23 protein-coding genes and 2 pseudogenes are annotated in these 23,293 nt (G+C 62.6%); 13 read left to right on the plus strand and 12 right to left on the minus strand.

The window, feature by feature from the left end:
• The first annotated feature begins 58 nt into the window (after positions 1-58).
• Positions 59-1,267: an MFS transporter gene (locus tag PMM47T1_RS09915; RefSeq protein WP_008368251.1), complete on the plus strand. Its 1,209-nt coding sequence runs from the start codon at positions 59-61 to the stop codon at positions 1,265-1,267.
• On the opposite strand, the gene PMM47T1_RS09920 is transcribed toward PMM47T1_RS09915, so the two are convergent.
• A complete protein-coding gene (locus PMM47T1_RS09920; protein WP_177323376.1) occupies positions 1,257-1,985 on the minus strand; it encodes an alpha/beta fold hydrolase in 729 nt (242 codons plus the stop codon). The two genes, PMM47T1_RS09915 and PMM47T1_RS09920, sit on opposite strands and share 11 nt — an antisense overlap.
• 303 nt (positions 1,986-2,288) lie before the next feature.
• Between PMM47T1_RS09920 and PMM47T1_RS09925 the strand changes: the two genes are divergently transcribed.
• Entirely contained in the window at positions 2,289-3,272 is a 984-nt protein-coding gene (locus PMM47T1_RS09925; RefSeq protein ID WP_008368256.1) for a DUF1852 domain-containing protein, read from the plus strand.
• Between the two features lie 27 nt (positions 3,273-3,299).
• Positions 3,300-4,329 (plus strand): annotated as a pseudogene (locus tag PMM47T1_RS09930) (methionine synthase).
• Positions 4,330-4,864: 535 nt separating this feature from the next.
• On the opposite strand, the pseudogene PMM47T1_RS30820 reads toward PMM47T1_RS09930, so the two are convergent.
• Positions 4,865-5,005, minus strand: a pseudogene (locus PMM47T1_RS30820) (hypothetical protein); the annotation flags it as partial.
• A gap of 3 nt (positions 5,006-5,008) precedes the next feature.
• Here PMM47T1_RS30820 and PMM47T1_RS30825 point away from each other — a divergent pair.
• The 3 genes from PMM47T1_RS30825 (at position 5,009) to PMM47T1_RS09945 (ending at position 7,257) form a co-directional block, all read left to right on the plus strand.
• Positions 5,009-5,692 carry a hypothetical protein gene (locus tag PMM47T1_RS30825; RefSeq protein WP_443216090.1) on the plus strand — a complete coding sequence of 228 codons (684 nt, stop codon included), beginning with the start codon at positions 5,009-5,011 and terminating at the stop codon, positions 5,690-5,692.
• A gap of 311 nt (positions 5,693-6,003) precedes the next feature.
• Positions 6,004-6,474, plus strand: a complete 471-nt coding sequence (locus PMM47T1_RS09940) for a hypothetical protein (protein ID WP_008368261.1) — start codon at positions 6,004-6,006, stop codon at positions 6,472-6,474.
• A gap of 129 nt (positions 6,475-6,603) precedes the next feature.
• A complete protein-coding gene (locus tag PMM47T1_RS09945) occupies positions 6,604-7,257 on the plus strand; it encodes an ATPase (protein WP_157212978.1) in 654 nt (217 codons plus the stop codon).
• Here PMM47T1_RS09945 and PMM47T1_RS09950 read toward each other — a convergent pair.
• Positions 7,250-8,056, minus strand: coding sequence for an AraC family transcriptional regulator (locus PMM47T1_RS09950; RefSeq protein WP_008368265.1), 807 nt, complete (start codon positions 8,054-8,056; stop codon positions 7,250-7,252). The two genes, PMM47T1_RS09945 and PMM47T1_RS09950, sit on opposite strands and share 8 nt — an antisense overlap.
• A 118-nt stretch (positions 8,057-8,174) precedes the next feature.
• On the opposite strand from PMM47T1_RS09950, the gene PMM47T1_RS09955 reads away from it, so the two are divergent.
• Positions 8,175-9,101 (plus strand): DMT family transporter, encoded by a 927-nt coding sequence (locus tag PMM47T1_RS09955; RefSeq protein ID WP_008368267.1) that lies wholly within the window; start codon positions 8,175-8,177, stop codon positions 9,099-9,101.
• Between the two features lie 408 nt (positions 9,102-9,509).
• On the plus strand, positions 9,510-9,782 hold the full coding sequence (locus PMM47T1_RS09960; RefSeq protein WP_008368268.1) for a DUF3077 domain-containing protein: 273 nt from the start codon (positions 9,510-9,512) through the stop codon (positions 9,780-9,782).
• A 199-nt stretch (positions 9,783-9,981) separates the two neighbouring features.
• On the opposite strand, the gene PMM47T1_RS09965 is transcribed toward PMM47T1_RS09960, so the two are convergent.
• From PMM47T1_RS09965 to PMM47T1_RS09980, 4 genes are all read right to left on the minus strand, one after another.
• On the minus strand, positions 9,982-11,295 hold the full coding sequence (locus tag PMM47T1_RS09965) for a cytochrome c (protein ID WP_008368271.1): 1,314 nt from the start codon (positions 11,293-11,295) through the stop codon (positions 9,982-9,984).
• A gap of 14 nt (positions 11,296-11,309) precedes the next feature.
• The gene (locus PMM47T1_RS09970; protein WP_008368273.1) at positions 11,310-12,914 is read right to left on the minus strand and encodes a GMC family oxidoreductase; all 1,605 of its coding nucleotides are present in this window, start codon (positions 12,912-12,914) and stop codon (positions 11,310-11,312) included.
• On the minus strand, positions 12,907-13,440 hold the full coding sequence (locus tag PMM47T1_RS09975; protein WP_008368274.1) for a sugar dehydrogenase complex small subunit: 534 nt from the start codon (positions 13,438-13,440) through the stop codon (positions 12,907-12,909). The genes PMM47T1_RS09970 and PMM47T1_RS09975 overlap by 8 nt, the downstream gene beginning before the upstream one ends.
• Positions 13,441-13,572: 132 nt before the next feature.
• Positions 13,573-14,037: a GlcG/HbpS family heme-binding protein gene (locus tag PMM47T1_RS09980; protein ID WP_008368276.1), complete on the minus strand. Its 465-nt coding sequence runs from the start codon at positions 14,035-14,037 to the stop codon at positions 13,573-13,575.
• Positions 14,038-14,362: 325 nt separating this feature from the next.
• Between PMM47T1_RS09980 and PMM47T1_RS09985 the strand changes: the two genes are divergently transcribed.
• The 3 genes from PMM47T1_RS09985 (at position 14,363) to ada (ending at position 16,486) form a co-directional block, all read left to right on the plus strand.
• A complete protein-coding gene (locus PMM47T1_RS09985) occupies positions 14,363-14,704 on the plus strand; it encodes an FKBP-type peptidyl-prolyl cis-trans isomerase (RefSeq protein ID WP_008368278.1) in 342 nt (113 codons plus the stop codon).
• 94 nt (positions 14,705-14,798) lie between these two features.
• Complete coding sequence (locus tag PMM47T1_RS09990) at positions 14,799-15,347, plus strand: cupin domain-containing protein (RefSeq protein WP_008368280.1); 549 nt, start codon at positions 14,799-14,801, stop codon at positions 15,345-15,347.
• Positions 15,348-15,442: 95 nt separating this feature from the next.
• Positions 15,443-16,486, plus strand: a complete 1,044-nt coding sequence (ada, locus tag PMM47T1_RS09995; protein WP_008368282.1) for a bifunctional DNA-binding transcriptional regulator/O6-methylguanine-DNA methyltransferase Ada — start codon at positions 15,443-15,445, stop codon at positions 16,484-16,486.
• Here the strand turns inward: ada and PMM47T1_RS10000 are convergent, their stop codons facing one another.
• Together PMM47T1_RS10000 and PMM47T1_RS10005 are read right to left on the minus strand one after the other, a co-directional pair.
• Positions 16,487-18,607, minus strand: coding sequence for a hybrid sensor histidine kinase/response regulator (locus tag PMM47T1_RS10000; protein ID WP_008368285.1), 2,121 nt, complete (start codon positions 18,605-18,607; stop codon positions 16,487-16,489). It abuts the gene before it with no gap.
• Between the two features lie 240 nt (positions 18,608-18,847).
• Positions 18,848-19,531 carry a Dps family protein gene (locus tag PMM47T1_RS10005; protein WP_008368287.1) on the minus strand — a complete coding sequence of 228 codons (684 nt, stop codon included), beginning with the start codon at positions 19,529-19,531 and terminating at the stop codon, positions 18,848-18,850.
• Between the two features lie 250 nt (positions 19,532-19,781).
• On the opposite strand from PMM47T1_RS10005, the gene PMM47T1_RS10010 reads away from it, so the two are divergent.
• Positions 19,782-20,843, plus strand: coding sequence for an NAD(P)-dependent alcohol dehydrogenase (locus PMM47T1_RS10010; RefSeq protein ID WP_008368289.1), 1,062 nt, complete (start codon positions 19,782-19,784; stop codon positions 20,841-20,843).
• Between the two features lie 130 nt (positions 20,844-20,973).
• On the opposite strand, the gene PMM47T1_RS10015 is transcribed toward PMM47T1_RS10010, so the two are convergent.
• Positions 20,974-21,549: a flavin reductase family protein gene (locus PMM47T1_RS10015; protein ID WP_008368291.1), complete on the minus strand. Its 576-nt coding sequence runs from the start codon at positions 21,547-21,549 to the stop codon at positions 20,974-20,976.
• Positions 21,550-21,732: 183 nt separating this feature from the next.
• Here PMM47T1_RS10015 and PMM47T1_RS10020 point away from each other — a divergent pair, with 183 nt between their 5' ends.
• Positions 21,733-22,824, plus strand: a complete 1,092-nt coding sequence (locus PMM47T1_RS10020; protein ID WP_008368294.1) for an ROK family protein — start codon at positions 21,733-21,735, stop codon at positions 22,822-22,824.
• A gap of 11 nt (positions 22,825-22,835) precedes the next feature.
• Here PMM47T1_RS10020 and PMM47T1_RS30575 read toward each other — a convergent pair whose 3' ends face one another.
• Both PMM47T1_RS30575 and PMM47T1_RS10025 read right to left on the minus strand, forming a co-directional pair.
• Complete coding sequence (locus PMM47T1_RS30575; protein WP_274379854.1) at positions 22,836-22,964, minus strand: hypothetical protein; 129 nt, start codon at positions 22,962-22,964, stop codon at positions 22,836-22,838.
• The gene (locus tag PMM47T1_RS10025) at positions 22,921-23,268 is read right to left on the minus strand and encodes a MerR family transcriptional regulator (protein ID WP_008368295.1); all 348 of its coding nucleotides are present in this window, start codon (positions 23,266-23,268) and stop codon (positions 22,921-22,923) included. The genes PMM47T1_RS30575 and PMM47T1_RS10025 overlap by 44 nt, the downstream gene beginning before the upstream one ends.
• Between the last annotated feature and the right edge of the window lie 25 nt (positions 23,269-23,293).

The following is a 23,293-nucleotide window of genomic DNA, read 5'->3' on the forward strand; positions in this document are numbered from 1 at the left end:
CCGAATTGACTAAAAACGTTCGGTAGCAAAAAACAACCTAATTACCCCAGGCAGGCCCATGAACGCTCAAACGGAACTGAACGACACTGCGCGCCCAGCAACCCTTTCACGGCTTACCACCTGGCTGTTTTCAGTGGCCTGCGCCCTCGCCGTGGCCAATGTGTATTTCGCCCAGCCGCTGCTGGACGCCATGGCGCGAAGCCTCGACGTCGAGCCAGGCATAATTGGCCTGGTGGTCACGGCCACCCAGATTGGCTACGCGGTTGGCCTGTTTTTCATCGTCCCGCTAGGCGACCTGATCGACCGCAAGGCGCTGATCATGACCCAACTTTTGCTGTCGGCCAGCGCACTGATGGCAGTCGGTTTAGCCCAGCACTGGTGGGTGTTGCTGGGCGCGATGGTGCTCAACGGCCTGATGGCAGTGGTGGTGCAGGTCATCGTCGCCTACGCGGCGGCGCTGGCCACCCCTGCGCAGCGCGGGCAGGTGGTGGGCACGGTGACCAGCGGGGTGGTGCTGGGGATTCTGCTGGCGCGCTTCACCTCGGGGTTGATCGCCGACCTTGCCGGTTGGCGCGCGGTGTATTTCGTCTCGTCAGGGTTGATGCTGGCGATGGCCTTTATCGTGTGGCGGACCATTGCGGCTGCGAGCCAACCGCGCCGGCAGGGTTCATACCGCTCGCTGATAGGGTCGATGCTCGAGTTGTTCACGACAGAACCTGTGCTGCGCAGGCGGGGGGTGTTCGCCCTGCTCATCTTCGCGGCCTTCAGTGTGTTGTGGACCGCCATGGTACTGCCCCTGAGTAAGCCGCCGCTGTCGCTGAGCCATACCCAGGTCGGGCTGTTCGGGCTGGCCGGCATCGCCGGTGCCCTCGCGGCTTCCAGGGCTGGCCGCTGGGCTGATCAAGGCTTTGCCCGGCGCACCACCGGGGTCGGCCTGGCCGTGCTGGCGCTGTCCTGGCTGCCGATGGCCTTTGCCGAGACATCGCTGCTGTGGCTGATCGTGGGCGTGATCCTGCTCGATTTCGCCGTGCAGGCCGTGCATGTCACCAACCAAAGCCTGATCTTCGCCGCCCGGCCCGACGCGCAAAGTCGATTGGTAGGTGCCTATATGTGTTTCTATTCGGCGGGCAGTGCCTTGGGGGCTGCGGCGGCGACCTGGGTCTATGCACGGTGGGGGTGGCCTGCGGTGTGCCTGCTGGGCGCCGCCATCAGCTTTACGGCCTTGCTGGTCTGGCGGCTGACGCCGGGCTCCCCGGCTACACGCTGATCGCGCGGAGCACTTGGGCAAAGCCTGCCGGGTCTTCGGCGCACGACGTATGGCCGGTGTCCAGCACGTGCAGCGTTGCATCACTGATGCCGTCGGCCAATTCCTGGGCATGTGTAAGGGTACGTGCAGGGTCATGCACGCCATGCACGATCGCCGTGGGCACACGCGGCAAACCGGCCAGCAGCGGCGCGCAATCGATCGCCTGCTGGCTGAGCAAGGCCTGGATCACCGCTTCGCGGTCCAGTTGGCACGGATAGCTGCGCACGTCCTCCAGCAGAGGCTCTGCCGGCAGGGTATGGAAACAGCGGGCGATGAACGACTCCCGGAACGCTTCGGACCAACCCAGCTCGATTCGCGCCACCAGGCTGTCGATATCACCGTGGCCACGGGTATTGGCGCCGCTGTTGGACAGCACCAGCCCTTTGATGGGGCTGTTTCCCCGCTTGGTACTCAGCAGCGCGGTCAACACGGCAATCGGCGTGCCCATGGAGTGGCCCACCAGAATCACCGACGGCAGGTCGGCGAGCTCGTCGCAGACGCGCTCGGCGATCGACTGCAGGTCGAATGCGCCGCCACCCTCCAGCCAGGCTAGCGCCACGGCGGGCAGGCCGCTGCGCAGCGCCGCTTGCTCGAATACCTTTGGCGAACACATCGCGCCGGGCAGGCACACCAATGTGGGGCCGCCGGCATCTCCTTCGCTCAACGTTGTCCTGTGCATCTTGCTCACTGCCTTTACCTTGTTGTTCTAGGGGCTGTATGAAAAAGCAGATTCGACAGGGCGAAGAGCAGGTTCACAGCATTGGGCCGTGGCCTTGGGCCATTCATCACACACCCACTCATGAATCTACCTAATGCTTCAATGAAATCAATTCAATACCCCTCAATCAACCACCCAACCTACACTACGTCTCAATGATCGATAACATTAAAACTGCCGAATGAAAGCCAGAAAGAGCATTCAGGTAAGCGGAGGGCGCAAAAAACCGGCTTTCACTTCGGATAATCAGGGTACCCCATCACCATGAGCAAAGCGTTTACATTTACCACCACGAGCATTTGCTTCGACGAACACTACCAGCCTTCGGACACTACGCGCACCACAACCAATTTCGCCAACCTGGCCAGAGGCAAGAGTCGCCAAGAGAATCTGCGCAATACTCTACTGATGATTGACAACCGCTTCAACGCCTTGGCGCAGTGGGACAACCCCCACGGCGATCGGTATACGGTCGAGCTTGAAATCATTTCGGTCGAAATGAATATTGACAATAACCAGAGCGGCAACGCCCTGCCCTTGATTGAGCTATTGACAACCTGCATTGTCGATCGAAAAACCGACGAGCGCATTGCCGGCATCACAGGCAATAACTTCTCTTCTTACGTGCGCGATTACGACTTTAGCGTGGTGCTGCCGCAGCACAACAAAGATCGGCGCGAATTCAGCACGCCAGAAAACTTTGGCGATTTGCATGGAAAGTTGTTCAAGTGCTTCGTGAACTCGAGCACCTACAGAGATCAGTTTGCCAAGGCGCCCGTCATTTGCCTGAGTGTTTCGAGCAGCAAGACCTACCATCGGACGGAAAACCAGCATCCCGTGCTGGGTATCGAATACCGTCAAGATGAACACTCCCTGACGGATGAATACTTCCAGAAAATGGGGCTGAAGGTGCGTTACTTCATGCCAGCCAACAGCGCCGCGCCTTTGGCCTTCTACTTCGCCGGCGATTTGCTGGGTGACTACAGCAATCTTGAATTGATCAGCACCATCAGCACGATGGACACCTTCCAGAAGATCTACCGCCCGGAGATCTACAACGCGAATTCCGCAGCAGGGCAAACCTACCGGCCAAGCCTGAAGCACCAGGATTATTCATTGACTCGGATTGTCTATGACCGAGAAGAGCGTAGCCAGTTAGCTATTGAGCAAGGAACGTTCGTTGAAGAGCATTTCATCAAGCCCCACCACAAGAGGCTTGAGCAATGGTCGGCTCATTACGCGCTTTGACTCATCCACCCTACGAGATCACTTATCATGAAAAAATTATTGCCCACTTCCACGGCCGGCAGCCTGCCGAAACCCTCTTGGCTCGCCCAGCCCGAAACACTCTGGTCGCCCTGGAAACTGCAAGACGAGGCCCTGGCCGAGGGCAAACAGGATGCCTTGAACCTGGCCTTGCTAGAACAACAACTAGCCGACATCGATATCGTCAGCGACGGAGAACAAACGCGTCAGCATTTCGTCACCACTTTTATCGAGCACCTAAGTGGTGTTGATTTCGAGAAACGTGAAACCGTTAGAATCCGCGATCGCTATGATGCCAGCGTGCCCACGGTCGTGGGCGCTGTCACTCGGCAAAGGCCCGTATTTGTCGAAGATGCCAAGTTCTTGCGCCAGCAAACCGGGCAACCGATAAAATGGGCGCTGCCAGGCCCTATGACGATGATCGACACCCTGTATGACAAACATTACAAAAGCCGTGAAAAACTGGCCTGGGAATTTGCCAACATTCTCAACCAGGAAGCCAGGGAGTTAGAGGCTGCTGGGGTTGACATCATCCAGTTTGATGAACCCGCGTTCAATGTGTTCTTTGACGAGGTCAATGACTGGGGGGTTGCCACCCTGGAAAAGGCTATCGAAGGCCTGAAGTGTGAAACAGCGGTGCATATTTGCTATGGTTATGGCATCAAGGCCAATACCGAGTGGAAAAAGACCCTGGGTTCAGAGTGGCGCCACTATGAAGAGGCGTTCCCCACGCTGCAGAAATCCTCTATCGATATCATCTCACTGGAATGTCACAACTCTCATGTCCCCATGGACCTGATTGAACTCATTCGGGGGCAAGAAAGTGATGGTAGGTGCCATTGACGTGGCAAACCACGCCATCGAAACACCCGAGGAAGTCGCCAACACACTGCGAAAAGCACTTCAGTTTGTGGATGCCGATAAGCTCTACCCTTGCACCAACTGTGGCATGGCCCCGTTACCTCGTGGCGTGGCACGAGGTAAGTTGAAGGCGTTGAGCGCAGGCGCCGACATTGTACGAAGAGAACTGTTGGCCTAATGTGGTGCTCAATCGAAGCTTCGAGATCTTTGACACTGACGTGCGCCTGTCGCTTGATCCACTTCGCGCTCAACGTTGGGAAAAGCGCTCGATCCATGCGGGCCTGATGTCGAACACGCCAGCCTGCGCTATAGTGTCGCACTTCCCCATCTGCCTTCCCAAGGATGTCTCAGTGGCTTCTAAGCTTTCGTTGCGCGCCATCTTGAAACCGGTTTCAGCTCTTGCCCTGTCACTGCTTGCCGCCCACTCCGTCTGCGCTGCCGACTGGGTCGTATCGTCCAACGACGGCAAATACCAGCGTGTGCAAGGCACTGACACCTACCCCGACAACGCCAAGCCCGATACCCTCACGGTGCTGGACGCCAGTGTGTTCCCACCCAAAGTGAACCAGACCGTTGAAGTGGAAAACGGCATTCAGGGCCCACCCCAGGCCGCTGCCATCAGCCCCGACGGCACGCTGGCGCTGGTGGCCGCGCCCACCCGCTACGACCATGCCGCCAAGCAGTTGCAGATGGACACCTTCCTGCAAGTGGTGGACCTGAGTGCCAAGCCGGCCACCGTCAGCAAGATCGAACTGGGCAGCCATCCGCAAGCCGTGGCGTTCGACCGCAGCGGCAAATGGGGCGTGGTGACCTGCGTGGACGGCGGTGTGCGTCCGCTGCGCATCGACGGCAATAAAGTGACCGTTCTGGACACTATCAGCATCGGCAGCAAGCGCCTGGCCGGCGCGTCGTTCACTCACGACGGCCAGCATGTGCTGGTGGCGTTGCGTGACGAGCAAGGGGTGGCCGTGCTGAACCTGGCCGACGGCAAATGGGTGGACAGCGGTGACCGCCTGAGCACCGGCGTGGCGCCTTACACCATCGATGTGTCCAGCGATGGCCACTGGGCCGTGGTCAGTAATGTCGGCCTGGCCGGCCTGGCCAACTACAAGGGCCGCCTGCTGGGCGATGAAGACAGCGTGACGCTGATCGACGTGTCGAAAACGCCGTTCCGCGCCGTGCAGCATCTCAACGTGCCGTCCGTGCCCGAAGGCGTGGCCATCTCGCCGGACGGCAAGTGGATCGTCGCCCAGTCCATCGACGGCTCCAACCTGCTGCCCAACAACCCTGGCGTGCGCGCCCATGGCCGCGTCACGCTGTTTGCCCTGCGCAACGGCAAGGCCGAGAAGGTCAATGACGTGGCGGACGGCAACTCGTCCCAGGGCGTGGTGTTCAGTGCCGACAGCAAGCACGTGATCGTGCAGTTCAACGTGGAGCACCAGTTGGGGCTGTACAGCATCGAGAACGGCAAATTGGTGGACAGCAAGAAGCGTATCGAGCTGAGCGGCGGGCCATCGTCGCTGCGCAGCGCGCCACGCTGATTTGGCTGCGTCTGTGACGCGGCCTGCGGCCGCTGCTACAGACACCGAACTCCCCCCGTAGGAGCTACCGTCAGGCTGCGAAAAAGTCCGCCGGACCTTCACGCTGTCGGGTCCATCGCGGGCGCGGGCGCGCGTTGTACGCCTTCGCAGCCTGGCGATGGATGGCCGCCGCGCAGTTCCTACGGGCTCGCTGTACCCGTTGCCAGCGACCATCACCCTGATCAATAGCGACCATTGATAATCACAGGTTCCTTGACCCGCGAATCAGGTTCACCATGGCTTCACACCCATGTAGTCCTGGAGCTCATGCCATGAAAGGTCCCCTCGTCGCACTGCTCGCCCTTGCCCTGGTCACCGGTTCGGCCATGGCCGCCCCGCGCGCCGCCGACGATGAAGGCATGTTCCGGCCAGCCACCCAGGTGTCGGCGGTTGCACTGCACCATTCGCAATCGGTGGGTGTGATTCTCAACGAGCAGACCCAAGCAGCGCTGATGCACCGCAACGCGGCTACCCGTGCCGCGCTGGAAGCAGTACGCGCTTCACTGCAACAGCAGTTCGCGAACGTGCAGTTCTATTCCAGCCTGGACAAGGTGCTGGCCGCCCGCCCCGATGTGATCGTGGTGCTCAAGAGCGCCAACCAGCACGGCGGCTTTGTGCAGGCGCAGTTCTTTGACAGCAATCTCACCTACATCACTGAAGCTCGCGGTGTGAACGCCCAGCAGGCAGGCGCGCTTAGGGCCTTCGATGCTTCGCTCAAGGCGCTGGTGGCCAGCGCCGACTGAAGGGGACAGATCGCTGATGGGCGAGTGCCATCATCACGGTCAATAACAACCATCAATAATGACAAGTTCCCTGACCCGGGAATCAGGTACACCATGGTTTCACCTGATGAAGCCCTGGAGTTCCGCATCATGAAAGGTCAAAACGTTGCCCTGCTCACCCTTGTCATCACCCTGGCCGGTTGCTCGGTTCCCGGTGCACCGCGCTACAGTGACAATCCCGACGGCATGTTTCGACCGGCGACCCAGGTCTCGTCCATCAGCCTCAAGCACTCGCAATCGGTGGGCGTGATCTTCAACCAGAACACCCAGGCAGACCTTGCCTACCTCAACGCCTACAACGCCCGGGCCCGCGAGGGCGTGGAGCAGAACCTGCTGCAATCACCGATTCAGCAGGCCTACATCAACAGCTCAGACCCGCGCCTGGCCGTAGACTCGGTACGCACCTCGCTGCAACAGCAGTTTGCCTCGGTCACCTTCTACCCCAACCTCGACGCGGTGATGGCGGCGCGGCCTGACGTGATCGTGGTGCTCGATACCCGCAGCACCCTGGCCACCGAACGCAGTTCGGATGTGCAGGCCAGCGTGCGGGCCCAGTTCTACGACAGCAACCTGACCTACATTGGCGAAGCGCGCGGCATGGACGGCAAGAACATGAGCCCGGTGTGGACCCACACCAAACGCGCGCCGGAAATCACCGATCAGGTGAACGCCCAGCGCCAGGTGCAAGTCAACGCGCTGCAACGCTTCGATGCGTCGCTGAAGGCGTTGGTGGCGGTCAACTGATCAGGCCCGGCGTGTTGCCCTTGCGGTACTCGTCCGGGGTAGCACCGGTCATGCGCCGAAACATGCTGATGAACGCTGACGCGCTGCTGTAGCCCAAGTCCAGGCCGATGGCTTCCACGGTATGGCCCTGCTCCAGTTTCGCCAGTGCATCGACCACCTTGAGGCGTTGGCGCCATTGCGCGAATGACATGCCCAAGTCCCGCTGACAGCGGCGCACCAGTGTGCGCTCGGTGGTGTTCACCCAGCGTGCCAGTTGGGGCAGTGAACGTGGATCGGCGGGGTTGGCTTCCAGTGCGCGCAGTACCGGCCCCAGCAGCGGGTCGCTGGAACCTGGCAAGTAACTGCCCGCGTGGGGCGCTCGGGCCAGGCGGTCCACCAACACGTGTAGCAAGCGTTGTTGTTCGTCGGTTTGTGGCAGGGTCGGCGGCTCGGCTCGCAGCGCTTCCAACAAGGCACGAATCAACGGGCTGAGCGTCAACGCGCAATGTCGCGCGGGCATCTGTGCGCACAGCTCCGGCGCCAGGTACACCGAGCAGTGGCACGCCTCATGGCGGTTGAAACCCATGTGCTCAACGTCCGGCGGCAACCAGATGCCGTATTGCGGCGGTGCCAGATAGTGGTGGTTGGCAATCTCGATTTCCATCACGCCGCTGAACGAATACACGAACTCTCCCCACGCATGGCGATGCCGCGGATACATAGCATGTGCCGGCATGCACGCGGTGCGGAAGAACACCGGCGCCGGCAGCTCATACCTGAAGGGCGGCAACTGCAAGTGCTGGGCAATGTCGAGCTTCATGGTGTCAACCTGAAAGGAATGTCGGAGTCCAGCTATTGACTGTCAGATAGGAACTATATCAATAAAACCCGTCAGCCTCATAATGCCAAACCTTTCCAACCACAACAGGAACATCCCCATGCAGCAGCGCAGCGCGCTGGACGGCCGCGCCAGCGGCATGATGCTGGTGCTGTGCGCCATCTGGGGCTTGCAGCAAGTGGCGATCAAGGCGATCGCCACCGACATATCACCCATCCTGCAGATTGGCGTGCGCTCGGGCGTGGCCGCCGTACTGGTGGCCACCCTGATGTTCTGGCGCCGCGAGCAGCCGCGCGCCGGAGACAACCACTGGCTGCCAGGCCTGGCCATTGGCGGGCTGTTCGGCCTGGAATACCTGCTGGTGGGTGAAGGCCTGCGCCACACCACCGCCTCGCACATGGTGATATTCCTCTACACCTCGCCGATCTTCGCCGCGTTGGGGCTGCACTGGAAGCTGCCGGCCGAGCGCCTGAAGGCGGCGCAATGGGGCGGCATCGGCCTGGCTTTCCTGGGCATTGTCGTCGCCTTCAGCGGCCACGGCAGCCAAGGCACCAGCACCCTGCTGGGCGACGCCCTGGGCCTGGCGGCCGGCGCCGCCTGGGGCGCCACCACCGTGGTGGTGCGCACAACACGCCTGTCCGGCGCACCCGCCACCCAGACCTTGCTGTACCAACTGCTGGGCGCCTGTGTGCTGCTGCTGGCGGCCGCCGTGGCCCTGCACCAAGCCAGCGCCAACTTCACGCCCACGGTGGTAGTCAACCTGACGTATCAGGTGCTGGTGATGTCGTTTGCCAGCCTGCTGGCATGGTTCTGGTTGCTGCGCACCTACCTGGCCTCGCGGTTGGGGGTGCTGGCGTTTCTGACGCCGTTGTATGGCATCGGCTTTGGCGTATGGCTGCTGGATGAGCCGCTGGAGGCGCGCTTCCTGATGGGGGCGGCGTTAGTGACCGCGGGGATTTTGTGCGTCAGTGGGTATGAGTGGTTCAGTCAGCGCAAGGGCAAGCTGGAGGAGCGCGCCCCACAATAACGAGATCTCCAGGCGGGCACCCAGGCTGACAACCCCTACCCAACAGGCACCGAGTTGCCAGCCTTTAGTGCTTGGCTTAACACCGAGTCGCCGGTTTCCTCCCGCGAAAAACGTTGGTCCTACTTCCCTTTTTGTAGGACCTTTCTGATTTCACCCTGTAAGCTCCCCGCCGTCTTGCGCACGTCAAGTACCCAGGCCTACCCTTCCCTCCGCCGCTGAACCCAGCGGCCGGGTTGGCAGCCCGAATACCTGAAGTGCGTCGAGCCACCGTTCATGGTGGCTGTACGCAGGGCACGTTCGCGTGCGCCGGGCTCTTCAGGTACCGGTCTGCCAACCTGCGTACGGCCGCCACCCTTCGTTTGGCAGCGAGGACGCGGCTTTGGCTGATTACCTGAAGGATTCAACCTGATGCAAGACGACTGTGCTTTACCCCTTCTGACTACCTCACAAGATTTCGGCGATTGCGGGGCCAATGACAAGGCACTGTTTTCGGTGCGGGCCGGTGTGCCTGTGAAAGATGCGCTGGTGCAGGTATCGCTGCTGCTCAAGTGCGCCAGTGAGACGGCCTTTGAACGCTCCGACTGCGGTCTGCCGCAGCGTGGGTTGATTGGTTCGACGCTGCATTGCCTGGATAGCGCTCGCGCGCTGGTGGACAGCGTATTGGCCGGTTTGCACCGGTAACGTAGCCGCTGCCGATAGGCTGCGCGGCGCTTCGCGGGTAGAACCCGCTCCCACGTTTGTTGCACTGTGCCATGGCCTGATGCACCGAGCTGCCCGCCTTTGGTGTTTGGCTGAACACCGTGTTGCCGACGCCCCACCAGAAATGCAAAAAGGCCGCCCATCTCAGGGCGGCCTTTGGCATTCACACAACTACAGCCAATTACATCTTGTCGCCTTCCAGCACCAGCGGCGGATTAGGCAGCCCCTGATCCTTGCGCAGCTTGGCCACTTGCTTGGCGTCCACCGTGGCAGCCGCCGGGTTGCCGAACTGTTTGAAGACGTAGTTGGTGACTTGCGCCACTTGCTCGTCATTCAGGTCTTCGGCGAAGGATGGCATCAGGATGTCGCCCTTGACCATCTTGCGATTCACCGAGCCCAGGATCACCGAGACCACGTTCTTGGCGTCAGCCGCACCGGTGGTGGTGTGGTTGAACAGCGCAGGGTAGGCGCCGAAACCGCTGCCGGCGCCCTGGCCCTTGGCCCCGTGACAGGTGGCGCAGCTACCCATGAACAGCGCACGGCCCGGGTCCTGAGCCAGTACGGCAGGGCTCTGGCCGCGCAGGCCGACGTAGCCGTCGCTTGGCTTGCCGAAGCTGGCGCGCGAACCTGGCTGCTTGTCGTCGGCGATCGCCGGGGTGGACTGCAGGTAGGTGGCGATGGCGGTCAGGTCGGTCTCGGGCAGGTACTGCAGGCTGTGCTCGATAGCTTCGGCCATGGGGCCGGAGGCGGTGGCCAGGCCGTCGACGTGACCGGTCTTGAGGTAGGTGACCAGTTGCGCCTGGGTCCAGTTGCCGATGCCGGCGACCTTGTCCGGGGTGATGTTGTAGGCCACGAAGCTGCCCAGGTCGCCACCGGCGAACGGCTTCTTGGTGTCCATGCCCATGGTCAGGTTACGCGGCGTGTGGCAGGTGCCGCAGTGGGCCAAGGCTTCCACGAGGTAACGGCCCTGGTTCCACTCGGCGGTCTGGCTTGGGTCAGGCTTGAGCTCGCCTTGCTTGAAGTTGAAAAACTTCCAGAAGGTCATGCCCCAGCGCTGGTTGAACGGGAACGGCAGGTCGGTCTGGGGCGATGCCTCGGCCACCGGTGGCAGCGACATCAGGTAGGCCTTGATGGCCAATACGTCGTCGCGGGACATCTTGGTAAACGAGTCATAAGGCATGGCCGGGTACAGCTGCTCGCCGCCCTTGCCCACGCCGTCACGCACCGCAGCGACAAACTGGTCGTCGCTCCAGTTGCCGATACCGTGCTCCTTGTCCGAGGAAATGTTGGTGCCGTAGATCACCCCGAACGGCGTGCCTACCGGGTAACCACCACCAAAGGCCTTGCCCTTGGACGCGGTGTGGCAGGCGGTGCAGTCGGCCGCGTGGGCCAGGTATTCGCCACGGCTGATCAGTGCTGAATCGACCGGTTGTTCGGCCGCCTGGGCACCCAGGCTGGCCAGCAGCGGGAGTACCGCCAAAACGAATTTTTTCATGGTTAGCTCCCGGTTCATGCCAAGCTCTTGAGCACGGTGTCGGCCATGCGCAGGGCCAGCGCGGTGCCGGTCAGGGTAGAGTTGACGATGGCGGCGGTGGGCATTACGCCAGTGCCGGCCATGAACAGGTTTTCGTGGTCGTGGCTGCGCAGGTCGCGGTCCACCACCGAAGTCGCAGGGTCGGCGCCCATGCTCAGGGTGCCGGTGATGTGCTGGTTGTTGTCGTACACGCCACGCTTGCTGAACACCACTTCGGTACCGCCCATGGCGTTGGCGATGTCCTTGTATACCTCGATGGAGTGGTCGTAGCCCTTGTGCACGTATTCCGGGAACTTGTAGTACACCTCAACGCGCGGCAACCCCCAGGCATCCTTCTCGGTCTTGCTGAGTACAATGCGGTTGTCGCGGTCGGGCAGGATTTCCATCATGCCCTTGAGCAGCACGTAGTGGTCGGCCTGGTACTTGAGCTTCTCGTTCAGCGCCTTGCCGTAGTAGCCCTGCTTGATCAGGCGCTCGGTAAGCATGCGCGTGGGGTTGGTGTTGGCCAGGTCGATACGCAGGCCCGAGCGGTCGGATCGGAAAGCGCCATCACGGATGTTGTTGATGCTGCTGGGGCGCATGGGGCCACGGCCGAAGTAGATCGGCTCGTCGGCCAGGAACTCCACGGACGAACCGGGGTGGTCCATCAGGTGGCGACCGACCATGTCGTTGCTGTTGGCAATGCCGTTGGGCATGCGGTCGCTGGTGGACATCAACAGCAGCTTGCTGCTTTCGATGGCGTTGGCGGTCAGCACGAATTGCTTGCCGGTGACCTTGTGGGTGGCCTTGTGGGCGTCCAGGTAGTGCACGGCTACGATGCGACCCTTGTCATCGGCCTCGATGCGATAGACCACGGCGTTGGCGACGATGCGCACACCGGCGTCCAGCGCTTTGCGTGCGGCGATGCCACCGTGGTACTGGGCGTCGATGGGGCACACGGGCATGCAGTTGTTGTTGCCACAGCAGGCCGGGCGGCCGTCATAGGCCACGCTGTTGCGCGCCTGCGGGCCGATGCCCACCTCATAACCCAGGCCGGCCAGGCGCTGCTTCATGCGCTCGAAACCGTAAGGCAGTGGAATGCCCGGCAGCGGATAAGGCTGCGAGCGCGGCGAACCCAGGTCGGCGTCACCGGAGACGCCCATCTGGATTTCCGCGTCGCAGTAGAAAGGTTCCAGCTCGGCATAGCTGAGCGGCCAGTCCACACCCACGCCATACAGTGACTGCAGGCGCATGTCGTTGGGCTGGATACGGAACGCCTGCCCCGCCCAGTGCCAGGTGGTGCCACCCACGCCACGCAGGTAGGAGGCCAGGTACGGGTCCGGGCCTTTCTGGATCAGGTAGCCGTTGTCCACCGGTTGGAACTTGGGCTGCGGGGCCCAGGGTTTTGGCGGGTAGGGTTCGGTGAAGTCGCCCTTGAGCGGGCTGTTGCGGAACAGCTCCACGGCCTCGTCACGCTTGATTTCCGGCCCCGACTCCAGGATCAGCACCGAAGCACCGGCCTTGGCCATTTTCAGCGCCGACAGGGAACCGGCGATGCCGGCACCAATGACGACTACATCTGCACTGAGGGAATCAGACATGGGCCACGCTCTCGGACTGAGGAGGTTGAATCCAGAAATTCGGTTCACCGGCGCAATAGCTCGGCGGGGTAAAGGAGGTGCTCAGCAGTTGGTAGCTGACGATGGTTTCGAAGCCGACGCACACGGGGTTCATCTTGCTGCCCACCACGCCCAGGTACCAACCGCCCAGCAGGGCCTGGTACAGCGCCGCCACAGGGGCTGGCTGACTGGCCAGTTGCGCCTGAAAGGCATTGGGGGCGGCGTTCTGATGAGCGTCCAGCAAGGCATTGAGGGCCGTCATGTTGGCCGTCAGTTGCGGGGCCGCGTGGTTGAGCCAGTCGTACAGGCGTTGGCCCAGCTGCAGGTCGGGCTTGTCGATGCCGGTCAGGCGCATGGACAAGGCCAGGAAGTCCGCTGGCAAGGTCAGGTTGCTGACCAGCGGGGCGCTGGCGAACGCGTTGGACACAAGCAGGGTCTTGCCCAGGGCACCGGCAGCCAGGAGGCTGGTGGCGCCGAAGACCAGATGGCGTCGGCTTAGATTTATCATGGTTGATCGTCCGTTGTGATCACATCCCCGGTAGCCAAGGCTCCGGGGCTTTTAATGGTGTGCACAGTGGGGCGCCGCGACTGGCGTGAGCCTGTCGCGGTACCGGTTGAATCAGGTGAAAGCGGGGAGGTGTTACTTGAGGGCTTGCGCCGCGGTTTCGCTGGCCTGGTTGTCCAGGGCCTGAACCGGGGTGCTGACGCCGACCGCACCCACTACTTCGCCATTCAGGGTCAGCGGGTAGCCGCCGCCCAGGGCCACGGCGTGGGGGATTTCCAGCACGGTGTTCTCGCCTTTCTGCAGGCGCTCCATGAACTTGACCGATGGCGCGCGGTACAGCGCCGAGGTGCGTGCCTTGCCGATTGAGGCATCGACGCAACCCAGCGGCGCGCCGTCCAGGCGTTCAAAGGCCAGCAGAGTGCCGGACACGTCGACCACCGCTACGCAACCAAAGCTTTTCTGCGCGGCCAGGCTGGCCTTGACGCTGCTGATTACCTGCAGGGCCTGGGCATTGTCCAGTTGCTGGTGAGTAGCGGCGAAGGCGCTGGAGGAGGCGAGTGCCAGAATGCTAGCACCGAAGAAAAAAGACAGGGTTTTCATGTAGTTGCCATTCCTATGAGCAGTAACGAATTTTAACCAACTGGTTAGTCCACTAAAAACCCGTGTTTGCGCAAATGATCGTTACAAAAAAGCGAACAATTGCCGCATTGACTTTTTAGAAAGGCCTTGAAGCAGGCATTTCAAACGATTTGTGTGGGAGCGGGCTCTGCCCGCGAAGGCCGCACCGCATACCGCCAGATACACCGAGGCGCACTTTTCGCGGATAGAACCCGCTCCCACAAAAAACGGCAGCGCCCGCAAGGCTGTGTGGGATAGCGATAGCAAATTGCGTAAACTAACTGCCCGGATTTGACAGGCCCCCGTGATGAACAACGAACTACTGGTAGAAGACCTCCACCCGGGCACCGGCAAGGCCGTGGTCAAGGGCGCGCTCATCACCACGCACTACTGCGGCACCCTGGAAGACGGCACCGAGTTCGACTCCTCGCATTCGCGCGGCAAGCCCTTCCAGTGCGTGATCGGCACCGGTCGCGTCATCAAGGGCTGGGACATCGGCCTGATGGGCATGCAGGTAGGCGGCAAGCGCAGGCTTTTCGTGCCCGCGCACCTGGCCTATGGCGAGCGCAGCATGGGCGCACACATCAAGCCGAACAGCAACCTGCGCTTCGATATTGAACTGCTGGAAGTGCTGACGCGCGACGATTGACCCTGTAACGGTTAAAACGCCTTGACCTGCCGACCGCGATGGTTATAAAGGTCAGGTCATTTTCGACATGAAGCCCCTGAACAATAAGGCACCTATGGATACCGGAACACGACTGAAGTTGGTGCGCGAACGGTTTCAACTGTCCCAACGAGAACTGGCCCGCCGCAGCGGCGTGACCAACTCGACCATTTCCAACATCGAGCAGAACCGCGTAAGCCCCTCGGTCAGCTCGCTGAAGAAGCTGCTGCAAAGCATCCCCATGAGCCTGGCCGACTTCTTCACCTTCGACGAGCCGCCCAAGCAGGAACGCTATGTGTTCCGCTCCGACGAACAGCCAGACCTGGGCCGCGAAGGCCTGCGCCTGCTACTGGTAGGCGCCACCCTGCCCGGCCGTGACATGCGCATGCTGCGCGAACTGTACGCCCCCGGCGCGCACTCGGGTGACGAGCTGATCGTGCACAACGAAGGCGAGGAATGCGGCGTAGTCACCCGAGGCACCATCGAGCTGACCATCGACGGCCAGACCAGCATCCTCAACCCCGGTGACGGCTACTACATCCCCACCACCCTGCCGCACCGTTTCCGCAACATCGGTCAGGACGAGGCGGAAGTGATCAGCGCCAACACCCCGGCGAACTTCTAAGGCTCCCACAAAAAATTGCCGCGCAAGACTCGGGGTGTTTCCGCTGCACCGCAGCGCTAAGCTGGGGGTCATGTTCAACCTGCAAGGCAATGCCCATGAACCCCGTGGCTGAAACCGACCCCCGCTGGCTGGCCGTGCTGGCCCGCGACGCCAGCGCCGACGGCGAGTTCGTCTACGCCGTGCGCACCACCGGCCTGTATTGCCCGCCCGGCAGCCCGGCCCGACGCCCGCGGCGCGAAAATGTCGAGTTTTTCGACAGCGCCGCACAGGCCGAGGCTGCCGGTTATCGCCCCAGCCGGCACACTCTGGCCGCACGCACCCGTGATGCTCATGCCGCCCTGGTGACCCGCGCCTGCGCGTTGCTGGACGCTGCCATCAGCCCACCCTCGCTGGCGCAACTGGCGGCCGATGTGGGCCTGAGCCCGTATCATTTTCATCGCCTGTTCAAACGCCTCACCGGGCTGACGCCCAAGGCCTACGGCGATGCCCGGCGCGCACAGCGGGTGCGCGAGCAGCTCAAGCCGGGCGGTTCGGTAACGGATGCGGTGTACGCAGCCGGGTTCAACGCCAACAGCCGCTTCTACGAGTCAAGCAACCAGCGGCTGGGTATGAAGCCTGTGCAATTTCGCAATGGCGGCGCCCAGGTGACCATCCGCTTCGCCCTGGGGCGCTGTTCGCTGGGGGACATCCTGGTGGCCGGCAGCGAGCGTGGCGTGTGCGCGATTCTGCTGGGCGATGACGCCGAGCAGTTGCTGCGCGACCTGCAGGACAGCTTCCCCCAGGCCGAACTGATCGGCGCCGACGCCAGCTTTGAGCAATGGATGGCGCAGGTGGTGGGGTTTGTCGAAGCGCCGGGCATTGGCCTGGACCTGCCCCTGGACGTGCGCGGCACCGCGTTCCAGGAGCGGGTATGGCAGGCACTGCGCAGCATCCCGCCAGGCAGCACCGCCAGCTATGCCGAAGTAGCCCGGCTGATCGGCGCACCCACTGCCACGCGGGCGGTGGCCCAGGCGTGCGGTGCCAACCGCCTGGCGGTGGCCATTCCCTGCCACCGGGTGGTGCGCAGCGACGGTGCGTTGTCGGGCTACCGCTGGGGCGTGGAACGCAAGCGCCGCCTGCTGGAACGCGAGGCGCCGTGATCAGCTGGCGCCGCCGTGCAACACCCGCCGCACCCTATCGGCCAGTGCGTCAGGCCCGTACGGCTTGCGCAGCAGGTGCTGGCCGGGCGCCAACTGATTGTTGCGCGAAATAATGTCACGGGTATGGCCCGAGGCGAACAACACCGGTAGCGGTGGCGTGCGCGCCTGCGCCCAAGCTGCCAGGTCGGCACTCTTGATGCGGCCGGGCATGACTACGTCGGTGAAAATCAGGTCCACCTGCAATCCGGCAACCAGCAGCCCCATGGCCACATCGCCGTTTTCGGCAATCACCACCCGGTAACCCAGTTGCTCCAGCAACTCGGCGGCGGTGGCACGTACCTGGTCATCGTCTTCCACCAGCAGGATGCTTTCCTCTCCACGGATGCCGGTCGGCGACGCCGAGGCCGTTTCCACGGCCTCCGCGCCTTCGCTGCGCGGGAAGTACATGTGTACGGTGGTGCCCTGCCCTTCGGTGCTACTGATCTCCACATGGCCGGCGCTCTGCTTGACGAAGCCGAACACCATGCTCAACCCCAGCCCCGTGCCCAGGCCATCAGGCTTGGTGGTAAAGAAGGGTTCGAAGGCCTGGGCCACGGTGGCAGGCGACATGCCCGCACCGCTGTCGCTGACGCCCAGCCGCACGTAGTCACCGGCACTGATGCCCTTGCCCGCACAAAATTCGCGCCCCAGCACCACGTTCTCAGTGCTGATGACGATCTCCCCCTCGCCACTCATGGCGTCGCGGGCATTGATGGCCAAATTGAGCACGGCATTTTCCAGCTGGTTGCGGTCCACGTGGATGCACCAAGGCTGGTCGGGCACCTGCATGCGCACCTGCACGGTTTCCCCCAGCGCGCGCACCAGCAATTCGCCCAGGCCATCATAAAGGCGCCGCAGGTTGTAGGTGGCCGGCGACAGCTGCTGGCGACGGGCAAACGCCAGTAACTGCGACGACAGCTTGGCGCCGCGCTCCACGGCATCGATCGCCGCGGCCACGCGCACCTGGACCTCAGGGTTGTCGCGCTGCTGGCGCGCCAGCAGGTGCAGGTTGCCGGCAATCACCTGCAGCACGTTGTTGAAGTCGTGGGCCACGCCCCCTGTCAGGCCGCCGATGGCTTCGAGTTTCTGCGACTGGCGCAGTTTGTCTTCCACCTCGGAGCGCGCGCGCACCTCCTGTTCCACCCGCTGTTCCAGGTTACGGGTCAGTTTCAGCAGCGACGCCTCGGCCATCTTGCGTTCGTGAATATCAATCAGCACGCCGGGGAACCGTGCGGGCCGGCCTTGATCGTCGTAATCGCAACGACCACTGGCGAGCACCCAGTGGTAGCTGCCATCCGGACGGCGCAGGCGGTATTCAGCATTGTACGGGCCGCCGTGCTGCACGGCCTGATCAATCAGGCTGCGCACCTGCTCGCGGTCGTCGTCGTGAATCACCTGCAGGGCGGCACTGGCGGGCAACTGGTCAAGGCCAAGCTCGGGCGGAAACAGGAAGGTGCGGGCAAAACGCTCGTCGCCGGAGAGCCTGTCGTTGCTGATATCCCAGACGAACGAACCCATCACCGCGCCGGTGTTGAGGGCCATCTGCAAGCGCTCGTTGGTGGCGCGGTAGGCGCGCTCGGCGGCTTCGCGGGCGCGCTCGGAAAGCATGTGCGCGGTGGTTTCCACGACGATGGCCATGACCCCCGCCGGGCGCCCGTCATCGCCCGCCACGGGGCTGTAGTAAAGGTCCATCCACACGTCTTCGGGCACGCCGTTGCGCAGCAGCACCAGTTCCTTGTCGCGGTATGACAACGTGCCGCCCGCCAGGCAGGTATCGACCACATGGCGGTTGAAGTCGGCCACCTCGGGCCAGCCCAGCTCCACGGGCGAGCCCAGCAGGTAGGGGTGGCGGCCACCGGCGAACACCGAGTAGGCGTCGTTGTAGATCATGTAGCCCATGCGCCCCCACAGCATCACCAGGGGCAAGGGCGATGCCAGCAGAAACTGCACAGCCATGCGCAGGCTGGCAGGCCACTGGTCGAACGGACCGAGGTCGGTCTGCGACCAGTCGAAGGCGCGGATGCGCGCCGCCATTTCGCCACGCCAGCCTTCGCAGCCGTGGTCTTGGGAAAGAAAGTGCATGGCCGGACTCGGGCCCCGTGAGCGTGGATTCACGGTTTGAGTCTAGCGCTGGCCGAAAGGTTTCACTATCAAAACCGTGGAGGCACGCTGGGGCAGGAGCTGCCGCCAGGCTGCGAAGGCGCGCGCAGGGGGCCTGCGATCAACATGACATCGCCGAAGGTGCTGCGGACCTTTTCGCAGCCTTCCGGCAGCTCCAATTATGAACCCCACAACATACAGCAGGGGCTGGTCAACAGTGCATCAATGACCGGTGGTGATATCACCCTGGCGGCTGGTTTCGAACAGGAACCAGGTGCGCTGTTCGGTTTCGTCGATCCAGTTCTCGATCAGGCTGGCGGTGGCGATGTCGTTGTACTTGTCGCACAGCTCGTGCACTTCGCGCATGTAGGCGGCCAGGTTCTTGTTGTCGTCCTGCAGCTCGCCCAGCATGTCCAGCGGCTGGACGAATTCGGCGTCGTTGTCCAGCACCTTGCTCAGGCGGGCAATGTGGCCGATGGAGCGCAGCGAGTTGCCGCCAATTTTGCGCGTGCGTTCGGCAATGGCGTCGACCATGGCGAAAATTTCGGTGGCGTGGTCGTCCAGCAGCAGGTGGTAGTCCCGAAAGTGCGGACCGCTGACGTGCCAGTGGAAGTTCTTGGTTTTCAGGTACAGCGAGAACACATCGGCCAGCAGGCGGTTCAGCGCGCCGCTCAGGTCACGGGTGGCTTCGCTGCCAAGATCAGTGGGCGTGGCCAGGGCACGGGCGCGGGTTTTCAGCGCGGCCGGCTTGTCCAGCGCAGGCTTGGTGGCAGGCGCCTTGGCGGCTACCGGCTTGGCGGCGGGTTTCGCGGCAGCGGTCTTGGTGGCGGTGGTCTTGGTGGCGGCGGTTTTTTTCGCGGCTGCAGGTTTCTTCACAGCGGCGGGCTTCTTGGTTGGCGTTGCCATTGCAGTAGTTCTCCTCGGGTCTTGGAACGGAAGATTCATGCAGCGGCCGAACATGCCGACGACGCGCTGATCCCCCAGCCTAACAGGTCGCTTTCCAGCAACTCAATCTGATCATTACCTTGAGGTTTGGTTTCATGATTTCAAGGGGTATCACGGCTTGAACCCCTTCTTCATTCATCGGTGAATCGTTTCATGGCACTTAAGGGCGACTATGCTGTTCCAAGCTTTTTTCCCCAACGAGGTGACTGTCATGATCAAGACGTATAGCTATGCCGCCCAGAGCGCCAGCGACGCCCTCAAACCCTACCGTTTCGAACGCCGCACCCCGGGCGCCGATGACGTTCAGATCGACATTCTCTACTGCGGCGTGTGTCACTCCGACCTGCACACCGCGCGCAACGAATGGAACAACACGCTCTACCCTTCGGTACCCGGCCACGAGATCGTCGGCAAGGTGGTGGCGGTAGGCGCCAACGTGAAGGCCTTCAAGGTCGGCGACCTGGCGGGCGTAGGCTGCATGGTAGACAGCTGCCAGCATTGCGCGTCCTGCGCAGAAGGCGAAGAGCAATACTGCGAGAGCGGTTTCACCGGCACGTACAACGGCCCGGTGTTCGGCGGTGAAAACACCTTCGGCGGCTACTCGGACACCATCGTGGTGAAAGAAAAGTTCGTGCTGCGCATTCCCCACAAGGACAACCTGGCCGCCGTGGCCCCTTTGCTGTGCGCCGGCATCACCACCTACTCGCCGCTGAACCACTGGAAGGTGGGCCCCGGCAAGAAAGTCGGTGTGGTAGGCCTGGGTGGCCTGGGCCACATGGCGGTGAAAATCGCCCATGCCATGGGCGCTCACGTGGTGCTGTTCACCACCTCGCCGAACAAGCGCGAAGACGGCCTGCGGCTGGGCGCCAACGAAGTCATCGTGTCGAAGAATGCCGACGAGATGGCTACCCAGGCCAACCAGCTGGACTTTATCCTCAACACCGTGGCCGCACCGCATAACCTGGACCCGTTCCTGGCGCTGCTCAAGCGCGACGGCACCATGACCCTGGTGGGCGCCCCGGACTCGCCGCACCCTTCCCCCACCGTGTTCAATCTGATTTTCAAGCGTCGCAGCCTGGCCGGCTCGCTGATTGGCGGCATTCAGGAAACCCAGGAAATGCTCGACTTCTGCGCCAAGCACAACATCGTCTCGGACATCGAGATGATCGCCATGAAAGACATCAACCAGGCGTACGAACGCATGGTCAAGGGCGACGTGAAATACCGTTTCGTCATCGACATGGCCACGCTCAAGCAGGAAGCGGCTGCCTGAGGCGATAAACGCCGGCTTGGCCGTAGGCGCTGCCACCAGGCTGCGAAGGCGCACGCAGCGGGCCGCCGAAGAGCCTGCGAACCTTTTCGCAGCCTTTCGGCAGTTCCTACGGCATTAACCGCAAGCGGCGCTAGAGCATATTGCCCACCACCGGCGCGCCAATCGCCATGAAATGCCCACCCGCCACGTGATGCAGGGTACGCAGTTGATCATGCTGCTCGAAATGCCAGTGCCCTTCACTGAACACACGCGAATCGGCCTGGGCGCTGATCACTTCGCCCAGGAACAGGTCGTAGGTGCCCTCGTTGTGAGGTTCGGGCAGCAGGCGGCACTCCAACCATGCCACGCAACCCTCCAGTAACGGCGCGTCCAGCTGTTCACCGGCGAAGGTGTGCAGGCCATAGGCGGCGAACTTGTCCAGGGTCTTGCCGGCGGTGTTGCCTACCGTCTGCACGATGTCGGCCTGGGCTACGCAAGGCACCTGCAGCACGAAGGTGCCACTGGCTTCGAGCAACTGCCGGGTCCAGGTGGATTTGTCGAGCACCACGGCAACCTTGGGTGGCTGGAAATCCAGGGGCATGGCCCAGGCGGCGGCCATGATATTGCGCCGGCCGCCATGCGCGGCACTGACCAGCACCGTAGGCCCGTGGTTGAGCAGTCGGTAGGCCTTGTCCAGCGCAACAGGGCGGCGAAAATCGGCAGTCATGGTGGTACTCCGGCAAAAGCGCGAGTGTAGCAATGCCGGGGTGGATCGGGGCAAGCCACTGTCGCTGAAACGCCAATCCATCATGCCGCCGGAGAAAATTGCCTGTCTGCGCACAAAACCATTGACCTTCACAGCGCTGTCAAGGGTGCCATGTAACGGCCCATCCATGGACAGGAGCCCTTCATGCTTTCACCCATACATTGGCAAGCGATGCCGGCCGCAGACCAGCACAGTGCCCTGCGTACCATTGTCTTCGATATCGGCGGCACCTGGTTGCGCTCGGCGCGCTTTCGCGCCGCGCAGGGCCTGGACGAAGTGCAGGTGCGCCCGGCCATCAGCCTGGCCAACCACCAACAGGCTAATAGCCGGCTACTCAAGGACTGCCTGCTGGACTACCTGGTCGATACCGCCAACAGCCGGGGCGCCAGCCGCTGTGGCGTATCCCTGGGGGCCAGCCTGAACACGCGCGGCGGCCAGAGGTGGGGTAGCAATGGCAGGGAACCGGACCTGCCGGGTGAACTGGCCAGGCGTGCACCGCATATTCGCTGGCACGTGGTGCATGACATCACCAGCAGCCTGTTGCACTACGTGAGCCAGCCTGCGCACCTGAGCCAGGGCCTGCGCAAGATCATGCTGGTGACCCTCAACAACAGCATCGCCTGCCGCACCCTGGACCTGCGCACCCACCTGATGCCGCTGGACAGCGTCGGCCCGCAACACGAATTCGGTCACTGGGCGGTGGCACCGGTGCAACTGGACGAGCGCCGTGCGCTGGACCTGCCGTGCGAGTGCGGCGCCCACAACCACCTGGCCGCCTTCAGTTCCGGACGCGGGCTGCATAACCTTCATCGTGCCCTGCGCCATCACGACCATGAGCGCTGGACCCGCTCCACCATGGCCGGCCTGCGCGCCGCCGGCATGGCCCATGAAGAGGCGCTGGCCCTGGCCTTGGCCAGCAATGATCTCTATGCAACCAACCTGCTGCGCCTGAGCACACGGCCGATGGCCGATGCCCTGCGTTGCGCGCTGGCCATGGACCCTGAAATCGACCGCATGGTGTTGACCGGCGGCCTCAGTATCAACCTCAACCGCCACTACCTGCGCGCCCTGGAGCGGCACTTTCAGGACGCAGGCCTGTACCTGACCAGTCGGTTCGATCCTGGCTACATCATGAACCGCATCACCCTTGCCGCCCCTGGCAGCGCTGATGGCCTGTACGGAGCGGGTTTGTACGCGCTGGCAGCAGAGCGGCCATTGCCGTTTTGGCCGGCCTGACACAGGGCTGATCAGGAGATGTGGGCGACGCCGCCGGACAACGCGTCGTTAGCCACCGGCAGCGGATCGAGCTGCCCCAGCGCCGCCAGGTACTGATCAATGATGGGCCGCCAGGTACTGATCAATGATGGCAAGTGCACGGCGCTGCTCCAGCATGGCCTGCAGCACGTGCCCGCGCTGCTTGCGCAAGGCTTGCACCAACGGTGCATCGGCGCCCGGCGCAGGCGTTACAGCGAGCAGGCTCGGCAGCACCCGGCGGATCACCAGCAGCGTCATGCCGGCATCCTGAAGCGCCTGGATGTGCTTGAGCCGCTGAATATCGGCGCGATGGTAGTCACGGTAGCCGGACGCCAGCCGCTGTGGGCGGATCAGGCCCTGCTCTTCGTAATAGCGCAGCATGCGCGGGCTCAGCCCGCTCTGGCGGGCCAACTCACTGATCAGCATCACGACTCCCCGGCGGCGCGCGCCT

This window comes from Pseudomonas sp. M47T1 (assembly GCF_000263855.1).
Classification (GTDB): Bacteria; Pseudomonadota; Gammaproteobacteria; order Pseudomonadales; family Pseudomonadaceae; genus Aquipseudomonas.

Coding starts and splice junctions, on each gene's coding strand:
- PMM47T1_RS10015 (WP_008368291.1), bottom strand. CDS start 21,549: ATGACTGCCGATTTTCGCCGCCCTGTTGCGCTGGACAAGGCCTACCGA.
- PMM47T1_RS10025 (WP_008368295.1), bottom strand. CDS start 23,268: ATGCTGATCAGTGAGTTGGCCCGCCAGAGCGGGCTGAGCCCGCGCATG.
- PMM47T1_RS09940 (WP_008368261.1), top strand. CDS start 6,004: ATGAAAGGTCCCCTCGTCGCACTGCTCGCCCTTGCCCTGGTCACCGGT.
- PMM47T1_RS09955 (WP_008368267.1), top strand. CDS start 8,175: ATGCAGCAGCGCAGCGCGCTGGACGGCCGCGCCAGCGGCATGATGCTG.
- PMM47T1_RS09920 (WP_177323376.1), bottom strand. CDS start 1,985: ATGCACAGGACAACGTTGAGCGAAGGAGATGCCGGCGGCCCCACATTG.
- PMM47T1_RS09915 (WP_008368251.1), top strand. CDS start 59: ATGAACGCTCAAACGGAACTGAACGACACTGCGCGCCCAGCAACCCTT.
- PMM47T1_RS09970 (WP_008368273.1), bottom strand. CDS start 12,914: ATGTCTGATTCCCTCAGTGCAGATGTAGTCGTCATTGGTGCCGGCATC.
- PMM47T1_RS09925 (WP_008368256.1), top strand. CDS start 2,289: ATGAGCAAAGCGTTTACATTTACCACCACGAGCATTTGCTTCGACGAA.
- ada (WP_008368282.1), top strand. CDS start 15,443: ATGAACCCCGTGGCTGAAACCGACCCCCGCTGGCTGGCCGTGCTGGCC.
- PMM47T1_RS09965 (WP_008368271.1), bottom strand. CDS start 11,295: ATGAAAAAATTCGTTTTGGCGGTACTCCCGCTGCTGGCCAGCCTGGGT.
- PMM47T1_RS09950 (WP_008368265.1), bottom strand. CDS start 8,056: ATGAAGCTCGACATTGCCCAGCACTTGCAGTTGCCGCCCTTCAGGTAT.
- PMM47T1_RS09960 (WP_008368268.1), top strand. CDS start 9,510: ATGCAAGACGACTGTGCTTTACCCCTTCTGACTACCTCACAAGATTTC.
- PMM47T1_RS09975 (WP_008368274.1), bottom strand. CDS start 13,440: ATGATAAATCTAAGCCGACGCCATCTGGTCTTCGGCGCCACCAGCCTC.
- PMM47T1_RS09985 (WP_008368278.1), top strand. CDS start 14,363: ATGAACAACGAACTACTGGTAGAAGACCTCCACCCGGGCACCGGCAAG.
- PMM47T1_RS09990 (WP_008368280.1), top strand. CDS start 14,799: ATGGATACCGGAACACGACTGAAGTTGGTGCGCGAACGGTTTCAACTG.
- PMM47T1_RS10000 (WP_008368285.1), bottom strand. CDS start 18,607: ATGCACTTTCTTTCCCAAGACCACGGCTGCGAAGGCTGGCGTGGCGAA.
- PMM47T1_RS10005 (WP_008368287.1), bottom strand. CDS start 19,531: ATGGCAACGCCAACCAAGAAGCCCGCCGCTGTGAAGAAACCTGCAGCC.
- PMM47T1_RS09980 (WP_008368276.1), bottom strand. CDS start 14,037: ATGAAAACCCTGTCTTTTTTCTTCGGTGCTAGCATTCTGGCACTCGCC.
- PMM47T1_RS10010 (WP_008368289.1), top strand. CDS start 19,782: ATGATCAAGACGTATAGCTATGCCGCCCAGAGCGCCAGCGACGCCCTC.
- PMM47T1_RS10020 (WP_008368294.1), top strand. CDS start 21,733: ATGCTTTCACCCATACATTGGCAAGCGATGCCGGCCGCAGACCAGCAC.
- PMM47T1_RS09945 (WP_157212978.1), top strand. CDS start 6,604: ATGAAAGGTCAAAACGTTGCCCTGCTCACCCTTGTCATCACCCTGGCC.